Below are 16012 nucleotides of genomic sequence, written 5' to 3'. Positions count from 1 at the left end.
AAATAAATCCTTTCATAAAATAATGTGATGATACAAATTGTCGGCAGCAATGGAACTTTAGATTGTATGTCTCGGGATTTTGGCATATTCATTCCCCAATATCTCGTCGACAGTGGAGTGTGAACGGTGATTAATTAATTGTATTAATAAAAAATATAAGATATATTAATTTTACTAATGATATTTCCTATGATACTATAAAAGAAGCAATAGTCAAGCATTTTTAAAACAATGCATACATAAGAAAGGAGTTTCTATGAGTAACGTAAGACGTGTCTATGTAGAAAAGAAACCGGCCTTCGCTGTACAGGCAAAGGAATTAAAACATGAGGTCAGCAGCTATCTGGGAATTAAATCCGTAACAGCAGTACGTGTGCTGATCCGCTATGATGTAGAAAATATTTCTGATGAAGTTTTTGATAAAGCATGCAAAACTGTTTTTGCAGAGCCACCTGTAGATGATTTATATCTGGAGAATTTTGAGGCAGCAGAAGGCTCCCGCATCTTCTCTGTAGAATTTTTACCGGGACAGTTTGACCAGAGAGCAGATTCTGCTGTTCAGTGTGTACAGTTCCTGGATGAGAATGCACAGCCTATCATTCGTTCCGCAACTACTTATGTAATTGAAGGAACTATCACAGATGAAGAATTTGATGCTATCAAGCATCACTGCATCAACCCTGTAGATTCCCGTGAGACAGGTCTGCAGAAACCGGAAACACTGGTAACTGTATTCCCGGAACCGGAAGATGTAAAAATCTTTGACGGATTCAAGGAAATGCCGGAAGCAGAATTAAAGGAACTTTATGCTTCCTTAAATCTTGCCATGACATTCAAGGATTTCCAGCATATCCAGCATTATTTCAAGGAAGAAGAGAAACGTGATCCGTCCATGACAGAGATCCGTGTACTGGATACCTACTGGTCAGATCACTGCCGTCACACAACCTTCTCCACAGAACTGACAGATGTAAAATTTGACGAAGGTGATTACAAGGCACCGATCGTAGATACCTACAACAAATATCTTGCTGACAGAGAAGAACTTTACAAGGGCCGTAAGGACAAATTTGTCTGCCTGATGGATCTGGCTCTGATGGCTATGAAGAAACTGAAAGCAGAAGGAAAGCTTGCTGATCAGGAAGAATCTGATGAGATCAATGCCTGCAGTATTGTAGTTCCTGTAGATGTAGACGGTAAAGAAGAGGAATGGCTGATCAACTTCAAGAACGAGACACATAACCATCCTACTGAGATCGAACCATTCGGTGGTGCAGCTACCTGCCTTGGCGGTGCGATCCGTGACCCGCTTTCAGGACGTACCTATGTATATCAGGCAATGCGTGTAACAGGTGCGGCAGATCCTACTGTTTCTGTAAAAGAAACTCTCAAGGGTAAACTTCCGCAGAAGAAACTGGTAAGAAGCGCAGCTCATGGTTACAGCTCCTATGGAAACCAGATCGGTCTTGCAACAGGTTATGTAAAAGAAGTTTACCATCCTAACTATGTAGCGAAACGTATGGAGATCGGTGCTGTTATGGGTGCTGCTCCCAGACGCGCAGTAATCCGCGAGAATTCTGATCCGGGAGATATCATTATCTTACTTGGAGGACGTACAGGACGTGACGGTATCGGTGGCGCTACCGGTTCTTCCAAGGTTCATACAGAAGCTTCTATCGAAGTATGTGGCGCTGAGGTACAGAAAGGTAATGCTCCTACTGAGCGTAAGATCCAGCGTATGTTCCGCCGTGAAGAAGTCAGCCATATCATCAAGAAATGTAATGACTTTGGTGCAGGCGGTGTTTCCGTTGCTATCGGTGAGCTGGCAGCAGGTCTTAGAGTAGACCTTGACAAGGTTCCGAAGAAATATGCAGGTCTTGACGGAACTGAAATCGCAATCTCCGAATCTCAGGAACGTATGGCTGTAGTAGTTGATCCGAAGGATGTAGATACTTTCCTTGGCTATGCAAATGAAGAGAACCTGGAGGCAATTCCGGTTGCAGTTGTAACAGAGGATCCTCGTCTGGTACTTGTATGGAGAGGAAAAGAAATTGTAAATATTTCCCGTGCATTCCTGGATACTAACGGCGCACATCAGGAGACAACAGTAGAAGTAGAAATCCCGAACAAAGAAGGCAACCTCTTTGAAGAGCGCCCGGATGTAGCTGATGTAAAAGCTAAATGGATGGAAACTCTGGCAGACTTAAATGTATGCTCTCAGAAAGGACTTGTGGAAATGTTCGACGGTTCTATCGGAGCTGGCAGTGTATTTATGCCATACGGTGGTAAATATCAGCTCACAGAGACTCAGTCCATGGTAGCAAAGGTTCCGGTACAGAATGGCAAGACAGATACCGTAACCATGATGAGCTATGGTTTTGACCCGTACTTATCTTCCTGGAGCCCATATCACGGAGCTGCTTATGCAGTAACAGAATCCGTTGCAAGAATCGTGGCTACAGGCGGTGACTATAAGAAAATCCGTTTCACATTCCAGGAATACTTCCGTCGTATGACAGAAGATCCTAAGAGATGGAGCCAGCCTTTCGCAGCACTTCTCGGTGCTTATGCAGCACAGATGGGATTCGGACTTCCATCTATCGGTGGTAAGGACAGTATGTCCGGTACATTCAATGATATTGATGTACCTCCTACACTGGTATCTTTCGCAGTTGACGTTGCGAAAATCCAGGATGTGATCACACCGGAATTAAAGAAAGCAGGAAACAAACTGGTATGGCTTCGTGCACCGAAGGATCAGTATGATCTGCCGGATTATGCAGGAATCATGGATCAGTATGAAAAACTTCATAAAGATATGCAGGACGGCAAAGTTGTTTCTGCTTATGCACTTGACCGCCATGGTATTGCAGCTGCAGTTGCAAAGATGGCATTTGGTAATGGCATGGGCGTAAAGATTGAGCATAACCTTGATCCGAGAGATTTCTTTGCACCTGGATTTGGCGATATTATCCTGGAAGTTCCGGATGGTAAAGTTGGTGAGCTTTCCATCACTTATACAGTGATCGGTGAAGTAACTGCTGACGGTAACTTCTCCTATGGAAATACAGTGATCACTGTAGACGAAGCTGAAAACGCATGGAAAGGTACTCTGGAAAAAGTATTTAAGACAGTTTCTTCTGAGAATGACAAAGAGGCAGCTGACAGAGATGAGAAGCTTTATCGTGCAGACAGCATTTATGTATGCAAGAACAAAGTTGCGAAACCTCGCGTATTTATTCCTGTATTCCCTGGAACAAACTGCGAGTATGACAGTACACGTGCATTTGAGCGTGCTGGTGCAGAGGTGGATGTAAAAGTATTCAAGAACCTGACTGCTGAAGATATCCATGACTCTGTAGAGCTCTTTGAGAAAGCAATCGATCAGGCACAGATCATCATGTTCCCAGGCGGATTCTCCGCAGGTGACGAACCGGATGGTTCCGCGAAATTCTTTGCAACTGCATTCCAGAATGCGAAGATCAAAGAAGCTGTTATGAAGCTGATCAATGAGAGAGACGGTCTGGCACTTGGTATCTGTAACGGATTCCAGGCTCTGATCAAGCTTGGTCTTGTACCTTACGGTGAAATCTGCGGACAGAAAGCAGATTCTCCTACACTGACATTTAATACCATCGGACGCCATATCTCCAAGATGGTTTATACTAAGGTTGTTAGTAATAAATCTCCTTGGCTGCAGAAGGCACAGCTTGGCGGTGTTTACTGTAACCCGGCTTCACATGGTGAGGGACGTTTCGTTGCTAATGAAGAATGGCTGCAGAAGCTGTTTGCAAACGGACAGGTTGCAACTCAGTATGTAACTCCGGATGGACAGCTCAGTGTTGATGAGGAATGGAATGTCAATGGTTCTTATATGAACATTGAAGGTATTACCAGCCCGGATGGACGTATCCTTGGTAAGATGGCACATAGCGAACGTCGCGGGGATGGTGTTGCAATCAACATCTATGGCCAGCAGGATATTAAGATCTTTGAGTCTGGAGTGGAATATTTTAAATAAACTCTTTCCGGGACGGAAGGTTCCCAGAGGAAGGACAGAAAGCGCTGTCCCTCCTCTGGACTCCACCCTTGCGCTTCTTTTAAGGGCAGCGCCGGGATTGTGGTGTGGAGGAGTGTATTAACTTTGCGTATTCGCCTGGTTGGGCAGCGCCCTTTTTTGATGATGAAAATAATAAAAACTATTGCAATTTCGTGGCTTTTTGAATATACTATATGTAACAGAGTTGCCCGAAGCCTTTTTGGCATTGGGGACCAAGCTGAGACTTGTGCTCAGCTTTTTTACGTTAAGGAGTGATTTTATGGATTTGAAAAAGCCATTGACTTTTGATGAGCAATTGGATAAGTTAGCTGCCCATGGGATGATTATCAGAGACAGAGAAAAAGCAAAAGATATTTTGAATTTGTGACATAAACATATTTGCAGCAGTCAAAAGAAGAAGCAACATGTTTGAAAGAAAAATTAAGTCAAAAATGCCGCAGCCTTTGAAAATATTGGCTGCGGCATTTAAAATATATGATATGTTTGATGTAAAAAACATCAGGTTCTCAACCAGACATTTGGGTAAGTCAAGACGATGCTTCTGATATAAGATATGCAACATTAAAATCATCATATACTTGAGAATTTAAATGCATATCTTCATATAACTTGATATAGTCGCCGATTGTTTTGCCAAAAACAGAACTATTACAATTATTGCATGTGTTATCCTCTGCATATATATGAGTGTTTCCATCGTTGTCCTCAACAAATAAGAGAGTAACATCTATTTTATCTTCTGTTAACCAGAAAGAGATATATTTTGAAAGAGCCCCATCAATTTCTGTGGCACCATCCGGAATTTGCTCATCTGATTCCAGCTCATTAATATGTTCCCAAAAAATTTGAGGAGAGAACACAAGTAATTTTAAGTTTTTTTGAGAGTCTTCTGAGTACCATATATGTGCTTCTGTGTTGAGATAGTCGGTTATATTAATATCCGTATCTGCCGGTAACTCATAAGTTTCACCGACGTCGGAAGTCAGTAAAAAGGTTTTTGTATGATTAGAATAAGAAGTGACAATCCCCTTGACAAAATAGTAAGTTGTATCTGACTCACTGTCATAATAAGAGCCGGAACCATCTATATCATAAGATACATGTTGCCCCTCAGGCTCCTTAGGGGCGGAAAGGGTGATTAGATCTGAGGGGGCTTTGCCAAAAGCTTGTCCGGATAGCAATATACTACCGAGTACGATACTGCCTGCGATACATAGAATTTTTACATTATTCATGGTTAAATGGCCTCCTTGTTTAGTTGTTGAATATTATATCAATTAAAGTGTGAAAATTGTAATTTTGACTTATCGAAATATGTTTTAGAAATGAGTAGGATTTCGGTTATTTTTGAATATGATAAAGAATAAAGACACAAGTATTGTTCGGTTTATTAGTCGTGTTCCAATGGTTACTGGAAAATAATTGATGATTACAAATACAACGTAATATTATCAATAGCAAAGCTATAGGATTTCAAAAATGAAGTCTTATAGCTATTTTTGTGTAGCAGTAAAAATTGTGAAGGGTATGTTTGGGAAAAATATTTTTGATTACTTGATTTGAATCAAGCGGTGAAATTGCTATTTGTCAGACAATAAGATATAATTAGAGAAAATCTTGTTTGCAAAAGAACAGGATAAACAGTAACTTTAAGCAAGATGGTTTTGTCTGGTGATTTTGAGAGTGTAAAAAGGAAAAAGTATGAGTGATGAAAGAAAAAGGGAAAATGAAGAGGAAAAACTGAAAGATTTTTTTCATAATGTGATAGGAATAAAATCGGAAGCTGTGCTGGAGGTGTTGGCGGAGAACTCGGAAATCTGTAAGTTGAAAGCAAAAACTTTGCTGATGAAAGAGAACGAGAAGGTAAAGCTTTGGTAGGGATCATGAATTTGGACAAGCAGATAACCTCTTTCCTGACAGTGGAGTTGATAACGGATTGTGAAATTGTAAGGATATCAGCGGATGTTCTTCGAAAGCTGGCTATGGAGAATATAGAAATTGCTCTGGTCTGTAATCGAATGCAGAGTGTGGCATCTATGAGGGAATATGAATACAGAAAAATGATTCTTACCTGTAATCCGGTACAGAGATATGAATATTTCCTGGAAACCTATCCGGGGCTGGAAAAATATGATGGGGCTTGACAGAGCTGGAAAGTAACCTGGGCCAAGACAAAAGGTGCATCTGGTTATGAAGTATACAAACTGACTGGAAAGACATGGAAAAAAGTCAGTGACACAAGATCCACTTCTTTTACAGATAAGGGATTAAAAAAGAATACTACTTATCAGTATAAAATCCGCGCATATCAGACAGTGAAAGGAAAGAAAGTTTACAGTGCGTTCTCATCTGTGAAAAAAATTAAAAGATAAGGAGCTAAGAGGAAGAAAAAGTTCTCAGCGATTTTGACAGGTGTTTTTTGATACTGTTTTGTATGGTAATGTCAGTAACTGTAAATGCTGCGCAAAAAATACCTGGAAGAGTAAAAATGGTAAGTGCGTATTCTGGATCCGGATTGCGAATATCCGCTTGACTCAGGTTCATGTTACATGGGACAAAACGACAAATTATTCTCAGATGGATTATCCAAGTCAAAATGAATATAGCAGAGGATGACCTGTAATGGATGCAAAAGTGCAAATCCCAAAGAACCGGATGTGGATGATGGAATTTAATGAATATTACGTTTTCAAAGCAGTAGGATGAAAGGAATATGACCTTTCTCCTGCTGTTTTTCTTTCTGAATAAATCCAGGAGATATAGAATTTGATGTGGTAAAGCGATAAAAATATAGTTTTAAACTATAACTGGTGCTAGATATTATGAATTGGCATATTTGGAAGTGTAGTGGTATAGTATGTTCATGCTCAACGGAGCGGGGAATAAGAGAGAGGGAGAATGAGATGTCTGGGATTGTGATTGAGAAGGTCCGGAAGTCTTTTGACACGAAAGATGGCGTGGTCGAGGCTTTGAAGGATGTGAACCTGAATATCGATTCCGGTGATATATATGGGATTATCGGTATGTCGGGGGCAGGTAAGAGTACATTGGTACGATGTATGAATTTTCTGGAGGTTCCCACAGAGGGACAGGTTCTGATAGATGGGAAGGCTCTTGGAGATTTGACAGAGAAGGAATTGAGAAAACAGAGGGAAGAGATTGGTATGATCTTCCAGCATTTCAATCTGCTGATGCAGAAGTCAGTGATCGATAATGTCTGTTTTCCACTTTATATAAAAGGAAAGAAGAAGGCAGAGGCCAGAAAGAGGGCAGCAGAGCTTTTGGAGATCGTTGGTCTGGGGGACAGGCAGAATGCTTATCCTGCACAGCTCTCCGGTGGTCAGAAGCAGAGGGTTGCCATTGCAAGAGCACTTGCATCGGATCCGAAGATTTTACTTTGTGATGAGGCTACCAGTGCACTGGATCCGCAGACTACTTCTTCCATTCTGGAATTGCTGAAAAAGATTAATAAGCAGTTTGGAATCACCATAGTGATCATTACTCATCAGATGTCGGTTGTGCGTGAAATTTGTACACATGTGGCGATCATGTATGAGGGTGAAGTGGTTGAGAAAGGACTGGTTGCAGATATTTTTGCAAATCCTCAGTCAGAGGTTGCCAAAGAACTGATCCGAAAGGATACAGGCTCCGATATCGGCGCAGACAGCAGACCGGATGCCGGCAGAGAAAAGGGACAGGCAGAGATTAAAAGCGGTGAGAAGATACGAATCGTATTCTCCGAGAATTCAGCTTTTGAGCCTGTGATCGCAAATCTGATCCTTACCTTCGGAGAACCGGTAAATATCCTGAAGGCAGATACTAAGAATGTAGGTGGTGTAGCCAAGGGAGAGATGATACTGGAGTTTATGGAGGGCAGTACCAGGACAGAAATGATGAAGCAGTATCTGAAAGAAAAAGGTTTAGCAATCGGGGAGGTGACAGAATATGTGGGATCATGAAACAATAATGATGATTGTTCAGGGTGTGGGAGAAACACTTTACATGACAGTTCTTTCCACAGTTCTGGGATACCTGTTCGGACTTCCCATGGGAGTGCTGCTGGCAGTGTCTGATAAAGAGGGACTGAAACCAAATGCAGTGTTGTATAAGATACTGGATGCCATTGCAAATATTGTGAGAAGTATTCCGTTTCTGATCTTACTGATCCTGTTGATTCCTTTTACCAGAGCAGTGGTGGGAAAGAGCTATGGATCTACAGCAACGGTAGTGCCACTGGTAGTGGCAGCCATTCCTTTTATCGCACGAATGGTGGAATCTTCTATTAAAGAGGTGGATGCAGGTGTGATCGAGGCAGCCAGAGCTATGGGTGCTAGTAATATAAGAATCATCGTGAAGGTTCTTCTGGTAGAAGCAAGAACTTCACTGATCACAGGAGCGACTATTGCGATTGGAACGATTCTTGGCTATTCGGCCATGTCCGGTGCAGTAGGAGGAGGCGGACTTGGTGATATCGCCATCCGCTATGGATATTACAGATATCAGTCAGATATCATGATCGTCACAGTTATCCTGCTGGTGGTGCTGGTACAGATTTTCCAGTCAGTGGGAATGATGATCGCAAATAAGATTGACAGAAGAAAGTAGTTTTAAGAAATCGTTGATTATAAAATGGTTATGAAAAAAGTTAAAATATAAAATTCAGGAGGACAATTATTATGAAAAAATTAGTGGCAGCAGTTTTAACAGGAGTATTAGTAGCAGGAACTTTAAGCACAGGAGTTTACGCAAAGGATGATGACAAGACAATCACAGTTGCAGCGTCTGCAACACCCCACGCAGAAATCCTTGAAGAAGCAAAGCCAATTCTTGAGAAAGAAGGATATGACCTTGAAGTTACCGTATTTGATGACTATGTAAGACCAAACGAGGTAGTTGAGAGCGGAGAATTCGATGCGAACTACTTCCAGCATATCCCATATCTGGATCAGTTTAATGAAGAGAAAGGTACACACCTTGTAAATGCAGGTGGTATTCATTATGAGCCATTCGGAATTTATCCGGGAACAAAAGACAGCCTGGATGACCTGGAAGATGGAGATTCTATCGCAGTACCAAATGATACAACAAATGAAGCAAGAGCACTTCTTCTTCTCCAGGACAACGGAATCATCACACTGAAAGATGGCGCCGGATTAAATGCAACAGTTAAGGATATCGAAGAGAATCCTCATAATGTAGAAATCGTAGAACTGGAAGCTGCACAGGTTGCACGTGTAACAGGCGAGACAGCTTACGTAGTATTAAACGGAAACTATGCTCTGGAAGCAGGCTTCTCAGTTGGAAAAGATGCACTTGCATATGAGAAATCTGATTCTGAAGCAGCAAAGACATATGTAAACGTAATCGCAGTAAAAGAAGGCAATGAAGACAGCGAAAAGATTCAGGCACTTGTAGATGTACTGAAATCTGATGAGATTAAAGATTTTATCAATGAGAAATATGATGGTGCAGTAATTCCTTTTGAAGAAAGCTCAGATGCAGAAGAAGCAGATACAGAAGATGTAGATGATGCAGACAGCAAAGATGCAGAAAATGCAGATACAGCTGACACAGCAGAAGAAAATGCAGATACAGCTGACACAGCAGAAGACGCTGAATAAGTAAAGATAACAGGAGATTCCTTTTTCAGGTAAAACTGGGAAGGGAATCTTTTTTGTGCAAAAACATATAGGATTTCCATGAGTTTTCTGATACAATCTATAGTAATTCTATAAAAAACGACAGACAATCCGATTTATCGGGAAACTGATATAAAATTATCATGGCGATGCGAAAAAATGTGACCAATTTTTGATTGTCGGCGGTCGGTTATACCAAAGCAGGAGAGATTGTATGAAAGAGAACAAGATATGGAACGATTATTTGCCAGAAGACATGCAAGAACACTGGACTGTATATGAATGTCTGAAGGAAAGTGAAGATTCATCCACTTTCCTGGTGAAAGAGACAGTTACCGGAATCCTGTGCGTGCTTAAATGGGGGCGTAACAGGCAGGCAGAGTTTCTGCGCAATGAAATGGAAATCATGGAAAAAATGGCGGACAGGAAATTGTCCGGGATTCCAAAGACATACAGGATATTTGAAGAAAATGGCGAAGTGTATCTGGTAAGGGAATATATAGAGGGAATGTCTCTGGCTCAGATGGTTTTGCAAAAAGGTGGCATATCAGAAGCGGAAATCTGCAGGATCAGCAGGAAGATATGCCAGACAGCAGAGCAGTTTCAGAATCCGGATGAGCCTATGATACACCGGGATATAAAACCGGAGAATATAGTGGTCACACCTGGTGGTGAGGTGGTATTCATTGATTTCGGTACTATGCGCAGTTATAAAAAAGATGGGTCGCGTGATACTTTTGTGGTGGGTACCAGAGGAACTGCGGCGCCAGAGCAGTATGGCTATACACAGACAGACCAGCGTACAGATGTGTATGCAATCGGGCAGACAATGCTGTATATGGTTTCAGAGAGCTATGAAAAGAATCAGCTTTCTGAGTGTGCAGTGAGCCGGAGAATGAAAAAGATAATAGAGAAGGCCTGCTCTTTTGAGCCTGATAAAAGATATGGAGATGCTGCGCAATTAAGGAGAGCAGTTGAGAAATGTCAGGCGAACAATAGAAAAAAGGTTTATAAAAAAGCAGGCGCAGTCTTTGGACTGATTGCAGCAGGTTATATACTGGCAATTTTTTCCCCGGATGGCACAGTGATTGAAAACAAAAGGATTGAAACGGCAGAACAGAGTGCGGCAGAAGAACAGATACAGGCAGAGATAACCTTCAGAGAAGAACTGATAGAAGAAGCCGTGCGCAAGGAACTGGGGCTTTCAAAGACAGACAAAATAACTGCCTCTATGCTGGAGGATGTAAGGAAACTCCGCATTGTCGGAAAAGAAATTCTTGATGATGAGGACACATTCTGGGGTGAAGGCCACCATGTGGATGGAAAGGACAGCAGCTTCGGATCTGTGCGCGGAAATATTACAGATCTTTCGGATCTGGCACAAATGGTAAATCTGGAGGAACTTGCGCTGTGTAACCAGAAAATCGAAGATATTTCCGGGTTAAAAGAGTTGCCTTTGAAAAAACTTTATCTGAGCAAGAATATGATCACAGATTTCTCTGTGCTTTTGAATCTGATAGATCTGGATACCCTCTGTATTATGGAGAATCCGGCAGAGAATCTGTCAGTGATTGGAGAATGCACAGGCATTTTAAGATTAAATATACAGGGGATGAATCTGACAGATATAGACTTTCTGAAAAATCTGAGCCTGGATTACCTGGATATGAGTAATGTGGAAGTAGAAAACAATATATTTGAGCCATTGGCAGAGATGAAGAAACTGGATACTCTGTGCATGTGTGATGTAAATGAGGCGGCTGCCGAAACTCTTTCGCAGATGAGTACCTTAAAGGCGCTGTTCATGTGGGGGGATAGTACCATACTGGAGAATCTGAAACCATTGAAAGGGATGACACAGCTGGAGACACTTGCATTCACAACACAGATTTCCTCGTTGGAAGGAATCGAACAGTTTCCTTCATTAAATTTCCTGTCAGTGAGTTTCAGCCTGGTGAAAGATCTGTCTCCTGTCACAGGAGCAAAGAATCTGCAGGTAATAGATATTTCCAATGCAGATATTGAAAATTTTGAACCGCTGTTTGGACATTCGGGACTAACAGAGGTACACTGTACAGAGGGACAAAAAGAAAAAATCATGAAGATAGATTCTTCCCCTGATTTTGAAATTTATACATAAAAAGGGACAAAATTGTCCCGCTCTAAAATGGGCAGATATGGTACACTTAACAGTATCATATCTGCTTTTAAATTATGGATCAGTCATCAGATAACGGATAGTGGTAAAGATCAAAAAAAACAACCTCGGGTTTTGACAGAAGGGAGATATGAACAGGAAAGAGGTGTGAGAAGAAATGAAAGAAACAGAAGAAATCATGGGAATGATAAAAGAGGAAGGCGCCGCATATTTTGCAAGGGAACGAGGAAACAAGGTAGAGGTAGGGCTTTATCTTGAGCATATAATCGAAGAACGTGGAATGAAAAAGAAAGACATTGTGCGAAAGCTGAATCTGGAAGAATCCTATGCACGAAAACTGTTTGGCGGTCAGCGAATCCCCACAAGGAAAATACTACTGCAGTGTGCGTTTCTCCTTTCTCTTGATCTGTCGGATACACAAAGGCTTCTGGATATCGGTCAGAAGCCGAGACTTTATCCGCGCGTACGTTACGATGCAGCAATTATTTATGGACTGGAAGAGAAGATGACACTAGAAGAGATGAACAGCTTCCTGGATGAAATAGGGGAAGAGATTTTACTGTAAAATATTTTTGAAAGATATCCCTGAAGGGATTCTGAACGCTGTCAAAAATGAAGATGGCAGTGTATAAAATTACAGAGGTACTAAAAAAATCATTCTCGCAAATTGTGCAAGCTGCGATTACATCTTGCAGGGTGCTTTTTTTAATACACTCAAATCCAGAAAAAGGAGGGTTTTACGTATGAAGAAAAAACAAGTCGCATTATTGTTGGCAGCACTTATGTGCATAACACCTATGGCAGAAAGCGCAGCTGTTATGGGCGCAGAATTTTCTTCGGGGGAAGAAACTGTAGAGATGCAGGGCACGGAGGAAGAAGCCGAAGCAGAGGATACGGCAGAAATCTGGACATCCGGGGAAGAAGTATCAGATTTTGATACGGACGAAGCGCCGGAAGTGGACGGATTTACATCAGAAGAATCAGAGGCATCGACAGACGCAGCAGGTGCTAAACAGGTAAAAGGATCTTTTGAAGTGGCATATATAACAGAGGAACAGTACAATAATGCCCTGCAGAATGAAGAACGTCCGGAAGTGGACATGAAAACAGTAGAAGACACTACTTTTTCAAATGCGTTAAACAGTATCGAAGGAGAAAATACAGGATACTGTTTTGTAAGCGTCCAGGATCTGGAAGATGCAGCAGACTTTGTGGCTCCTGAAGGAATGACAGTACTGGTAGAGAATGCAAGAGTCAGAAGTATTACACCGAACGGAAACATCGCATTCTGGGGTATGGTAGATCCGCCAGAGACGATTGAAATCAAAGAAGGAAAAGGAACGACAACTTTCTTCTGTCAGGATATGAGAAGCGTATTAAAAGGAACTGGTTCCGATGATAAAGTGATCTTTTGTGGGCAGAATAATGCGATAGGTGGTATTTCCGGAGTGGAAAATATATATCTGAGAAATAACAGCCATGATCTGCAGGTATTTGGTGCCAGTGAATTTTTTAATATTTACAATGAAACGGATAATATCAAAAACAATCCACAGGATGAAAATGCTTTTTTTATACACATTGTAAACAGTAAGACTGCTCCGGTATTCCATAAAACATTTGACTGGGGTACTGGCGAGTTTGAAAATGAAAATGGAGATAAGTGGAGCAGTCCTTACGGAATTGGAATTATATATAATACATCAGATGAAAAAAATGAATGGGAAGATATTCCTGTTCCAGCAGGTACACAGGCAGTGAAATATGATATGCCTGACGAAGATATTGTGGAAATGCTTTCCAGAATTTGGGTCTATTCAGAAGATGGTACGACTCAGGACATGGATGGAAGAATCTGGAATCCGGATGAAGATAATGCAGTTGATCTTCAGGAATTCCAGGATTGTGAGGGAATGTCAGCACAGGAGATTTTCGAGGCATACGGAAGGGCAGAATTCCCTGATGGAGGATGTGTGTGGATTAACGTCGCACCGACAGCACAGGCGGAAAGATATATAAATGCATATCAGAAGAAGAACAATGCCAGTGGCTATTATCTGATGAATATGAAAGCTAACACCAAGATCAGTGGAACGCTTACTGTTCCAAGTGCTGCGAAAGCACTGAAGATAGAGGGACAGAATAATTATGACGAAAGCACAGATACAGATCATTTTGTTCCGACCTCAATTTCTTCTGTAAATGTTCCGGCAGGAAAGAAACTGTCACTGTCCAGGATTCTTGTAAAGGCGAATACTTTAACCTTTACAGGCTCTGGAGAAGTGGAACTTATGAATGCCAGATTAGATGCAAATGTAACAGCAGATAAAATTAAGATTGCGGATGCTGTAGTGAAGAGCCTGAACTGTAAAGAACTGACATCAGAAGAGGGTGTATGTCTGGTTGTATCTGAATATCTGAATTTTGAGAAAGCAGTGATTAATCCGGAAATAACCATTTATGGACAGCCGGGAGCTTATCTGAAATTTGGTGAAATTGACAGTGCAGAATACTCTCAGACAGCAATTCCGCAGATTTATCTTGGAACAAACGGAAAACAGACAGCGCAGCTGTATATAGGTGGAGCATTGAAACTTGGTACATATGAAACGGAAGGTGAGACATATTCAAGAAATCTGATCGTTCGACAGTTTGATACAAAAGAAGCGCAGGCAGCAGGCGTTCCTGTATCGAAAGACTGTTTTGATCCAACATATAGGTATGCATGGGATGAGACAGAGGATAATGACTGGTTTTACTTTACAAAAATATACAAGAATGAAGAAATAAATCTTGTTACGGTCAATGCTAGTCTGGATGAAGAATATTCTACAAACAGACTTCTGGCGCAGTTTAGATTTGATGTAAATGGTGAGAAAAAATATGGAGTAGTACTTCCTCGATACATTCATCTGGATGAATTCGAAGGTTTAACAGCCGGAATTGATGGAAATAAACATCGTTTATTTTATGTAGACTGGTGGACAAATGAAGAGAAAATAAAAGCTGTTGAGATTCCTGCATACTATGAGTTCTCAGGTCAATCTCTGAACAGCATCGCATCTGCACAAATTTCTACAATCAAGACTCAACTTTATACAGGTAAGGCGCTTAAACCGTCAGTAACAGTAACCTTAAACGGCAAGAAACTGAAAGCCGGAACAGACTACACCGTTTCCTATGCAAATAACACAAAAGCCGGCTCCACAGCATCTGTGATCATTACAGGTAAAGGCAATTATGTTGGCACAGCGATTCAGAATTTCGAAATTGCGGCGATTCCGGCAAAAGGAAAGGTATACACATCCGGAAACCTGAAATACAAGGTAACTAAATCCGCATACAAGAATGGAACAGTAAGCGTTTATGCTCCGGCAGAGAAAACTCTTACAAGTGCATCTGTTCCTGCAACAGTAAAAATTAATGGTTATACATTTAATGTAACAGCAATTGGTGATAAAGCATTTAATGGCTGCACAAAACTGAAAAAAGTCACGATAGGATCCAAAGTAACCACAATTGGAAAACAGGCGTTTAACGGATGTAAAGCGCTGACTTCCATTACAGTTAATTCTAAAGTGCTCAAAACAGTAGGAGCATCTGCATTAAAGGGAATTTCTGCTAAGGCAGTAATCAAAGTTCCGGCAGCAAAATTAAGTGCATACCAGAAGCTTTTCAAGGGCAAAGGACAGAAAAATTCTGTAAAGATTACAAAATAAGAAATAGAAACAAAGATTATATAGCTAAAACCATACAGTTAAAATTATATAGAGGCAGAATCAGTAAAAATTTCTGCTACACATAAAAAGATAGTTCTTGAAGAAGAAGCCCGGAATTAGTGTACCGACAAGATTGTTTCAAGAATCAACTTGTCGGTACATCAGAGTTGTTGTCATGAGCAATTCTGTTTCCGGGTTTCATTTACCTGTATTTCTTTGGAAAATTCAGGTGATAAGATGGATTTAAAATGTATGAACAATTAGAAAAATAAAAAAAATTAAAAAAGTTTCAAAAAAGGTGTTGACATCCGACAAAATCCATTATATAATAGCAAAGCAAGTTACGGAGCGGACAACAAATAAACCACCTGTAACAAGCACAATATGGAATCTTAGCTCAGCTGGGAGAGCATCTGCCTTACAAGCAGAGGGTCAT

10 protein-coding genes and 1 pseudogene are annotated in these 16012 nt (G+C 41.1%); 10 read left to right on the top strand and 1 reads right to left on the bottom strand.

Going from position 1 to position 16012, the window contains the following annotated elements:
* Positions 1-256 precede the first annotated feature (256 nt).
* Complete coding sequence (locus tag LJE11_RS07655; protein ID WP_008707311.1) at positions 257-4021, top strand: phosphoribosylformylglycinamidine synthase; 3765 nt, start codon at positions 257-259, stop codon at positions 4019-4021.
* Between the two features lie 566 nt (positions 4022-4587).
* Here the strand turns inward: LJE11_RS07655 and LJE11_RS07650 are convergent.
* A complete protein-coding gene (locus LJE11_RS07650; protein ID WP_227295787.1) occupies positions 4588-5295 on the bottom strand; it encodes a hypothetical protein in 708 nt (235 codons plus the stop codon).
* Between the two features lie 466 nt (positions 5296-5761).
* On the opposite strand from LJE11_RS07650, the gene LJE11_RS07645 reads away from it, so the two are divergent.
* The 9 genes and pseudogenes from LJE11_RS07645 to LJE11_RS07610 all read left to right on the top strand — a co-directional run bounded on the left by LJE11_RS07645 (position 5762) and on the right by LJE11_RS07610 (position 15576).
* Complete coding sequence (locus tag LJE11_RS07645; protein WP_008707318.1) at positions 5762-5938, top strand: hypothetical protein; 177 nt, start codon at positions 5762-5764, stop codon at positions 5936-5938.
* Positions 5932-6204 carry a hypothetical protein gene (locus tag LJE11_RS07640; RefSeq protein WP_020994112.1) on the top strand — a complete coding sequence of 91 codons (273 nt, stop codon included), beginning with the start codon at positions 5932-5934 and terminating at the stop codon, positions 6202-6204. The genes LJE11_RS07645 and LJE11_RS07640 overlap by 7 nt, the downstream gene beginning before the upstream one ends.
* A gap of 18 nt (positions 6205-6222) precedes the next feature.
* A pseudogene (locus LJE11_RS20780) lies at positions 6223-6432 on the top strand (transglutaminase domain-containing protein); the annotation flags it as partial.
* Positions 6433-6963: 531 nt separating this feature from the next.
* On the top strand, positions 6964-8019 hold the full coding sequence (locus tag LJE11_RS07635) for a methionine ABC transporter ATP-binding protein (RefSeq protein ID WP_055058984.1): 1056 nt from the start codon (positions 6964-6966) through the stop codon (positions 8017-8019).
* The gene (locus LJE11_RS07630; RefSeq protein WP_008707324.1) at positions 8006-8665 is read left to right on the top strand and encodes a methionine ABC transporter permease; all 660 of its coding nucleotides are present in this window, start codon (positions 8006-8008) and stop codon (positions 8663-8665) included. The genes LJE11_RS07635 and LJE11_RS07630 overlap by 14 nt, the downstream gene beginning before the upstream one ends.
* A gap of 71 nt (positions 8666-8736) precedes the next feature.
* Complete coding sequence (locus tag LJE11_RS07625; RefSeq protein WP_025580557.1) at positions 8737-9681, top strand: MetQ/NlpA family ABC transporter substrate-binding protein; 945 nt, start codon at positions 8737-8739, stop codon at positions 9679-9681.
* A gap of 232 nt (positions 9682-9913) precedes the next feature.
* Positions 9914-11839 (top strand): protein kinase domain-containing protein, encoded by a 1926-nt coding sequence (locus LJE11_RS07620; RefSeq protein WP_025580555.1) that lies wholly within the window; start codon positions 9914-9916, stop codon positions 11837-11839.
* Between the two features lie 175 nt (positions 11840-12014).
* A complete protein-coding gene (locus LJE11_RS07615; protein WP_025580554.1) occupies positions 12015-12422 on the top strand; it encodes a hypothetical protein in 408 nt (135 codons plus the stop codon).
* Positions 12423-12600: 178 nt separating this feature from the next.
* Complete coding sequence (locus LJE11_RS07610; protein WP_227295786.1) at positions 12601-15576, top strand: leucine-rich repeat domain-containing protein; 2976 nt, start codon at positions 12601-12603, stop codon at positions 15574-15576.
* Positions 15577-16012: the final 436 nt, after the last annotated feature.

This window comes from Blautia sp. DFI.1.216, from assembly GCF_020594215.1.
Classification (GTDB): Bacteria; Bacillota; Clostridia; order Lachnospirales; family Lachnospiraceae; genus Blautia_A; species Blautia_A wexlerae.
Note: the sequence above shows the minus strand (reverse complement) of the source record. Positions and strands in the feature narration are given on the sequence as shown.

Coding starts and splice junctions, on each gene's coding strand:
- LJE11_RS07650 (WP_227295787.1), bottom strand. CDS start 5,295: ATGAATAATGTAAAAATTCTATGTATCGCAGGCAGTATCGTACTCGGT.
- LJE11_RS07635 (WP_055058984.1), top strand. CDS start 6,964: ATGTCTGGGATTGTGATTGAGAAGGTCCGGAAGTCTTTTGACACGAAA.
- LJE11_RS07615 (WP_025580554.1), top strand. CDS start 12,015: ATGAAAGAAACAGAAGAAATCATGGGAATGATAAAAGAGGAAGGCGCC.
- LJE11_RS07625 (WP_025580557.1), top strand. CDS start 8,737: ATGAAAAAATTAGTGGCAGCAGTTTTAACAGGAGTATTAGTAGCAGGA.
- LJE11_RS07645 (WP_008707318.1), top strand. CDS start 5,762: ATGAGTGATGAAAGAAAAAGGGAAAATGAAGAGGAAAAACTGAAAGAT.
- LJE11_RS07655 (WP_008707311.1), top strand. CDS start 257: ATGAGTAACGTAAGACGTGTCTATGTAGAAAAGAAACCGGCCTTCGCT.
- LJE11_RS07620 (WP_025580555.1), top strand. CDS start 9,914: ATGAAAGAGAACAAGATATGGAACGATTATTTGCCAGAAGACATGCAA.
- LJE11_RS07630 (WP_008707324.1), top strand. CDS start 8,006: ATGTGGGATCATGAAACAATAATGATGATTGTTCAGGGTGTGGGAGAA.
- LJE11_RS07610 (WP_227295786.1), top strand. CDS start 12,601: ATGAAGAAAAAACAAGTCGCATTATTGTTGGCAGCACTTATGTGCATA.